The sequence below is a fragment of the Microbulbifer sp. 2205BS26-8 genome, from assembly GCF_030731025.1.
Lineage (GTDB): Bacteria > Pseudomonadota > Gammaproteobacteria > Pseudomonadales > Cellvibrionaceae > Microbulbifer > Microbulbifer spongiae.
Genome location: NZ_JAVAMR010000138.1, coordinates 1 through 1066, shown reverse-complemented (window position 1 = coordinate 1066; position 1066 = coordinate 1). Strand labels below are relative to the sequence as shown.

Sequence of the window (1066 nt, the reverse complement as noted above, 5' to 3'; positions counted from 1 at the left end):
TAGCCCGGATTTTGCACGAGTTCAGATACAAGAACGGCGAAAAGTCTTATCATCGCTGGTGTCTAAAACAGTCCGATAAGAAATTCCACCGTGACCAGATGCTACCAGCCTGAGATCCGTTTTTCATCCCTTTCCCACCGCAAAATCACAGCAGATTTCACTGGCGGCGACCTGACCTCCAATGCTGGCTTGTTGCTGCTTCGTGAATGCGATCGTCGCCTTGGCCTATCCCGCGCGGTGGCCGATGTCGTCAATGATCCCCGTCGAGCATCCTCTGTGGCACATCAGGCCGAGCAACTGGTCCGTCAGCGCCTGCTGGCCATTGCCGCCGGTTATGAAGATCTCAACGATCACGAGCAGCTGCGCTTTGACACAGTCCTGCAAGCCGGGTGTCAGCGCACGAAGGCACTTGCCAGTGCCGCCACCCTGTGTCGCTTTGAACAGAGTCAGGATCGCTCCGTTGCGGTAGAGCTGCACAAAGTGTTGCTTGAGCAGTTCATGGCCAGACATAGCAAACCGCCAAAGCGCCTTATCCTGGATTTTGATGCGACCGATATCCCGGTACATGGCGAGCAGGAACAGCGCTTCTTTCATGGCTATTATGATAGCTACTGCTTCATGCCCCTCTATGTCTTCTGCGGGCGGCATCTACTGGTCAGTTACCTGCGGCACTGTCGTCAGGATGGGGCCAAGCACAGCTGGGCCATTCTTGCATTATTGGTCAAAGCCTTGCGCAAGCAGTGGCCTGGGGTGGAAATTATCTTTCGTGGTGACAGTGGCTTCTGTCGCCACCGCATGCTGGATTGGTGCGACCGGCACGATGTGAAGTACATCGTAGGCATCGCCCGTAACAACCGGCTGGAATATAGGCTCAGTGGCTACATGCAGCTCGCCAAAGAGTGGTCTCACAACGGTGCGTTCAAGCTCTCGCTGTTCAAGGACTTCCAGTACGCAGCGGGTAGTTGGAAGCACAAGCGACGCGTTATAGGGAAAGCCGAGTATACCCACGGAGGCCCCAACCCCCGGTTTGTAACTACCAATCTGGACGGTGATGGCGAGGCGCTAT

Annotated in this window: 1 protein-coding gene; it reads left to right on the top strand. The window is 55.4% G+C overall.

Annotated features, from left to right (window positions below):
• Window positions 1-90: 90 nt before the first annotated feature.
• A partial coding sequence (locus Q5Y71_RS16915) for an IS1380 family transposase (protein WP_306043247.1) occupies window positions 91-1066 on the top strand: 976 nt, incomplete at its 3' end.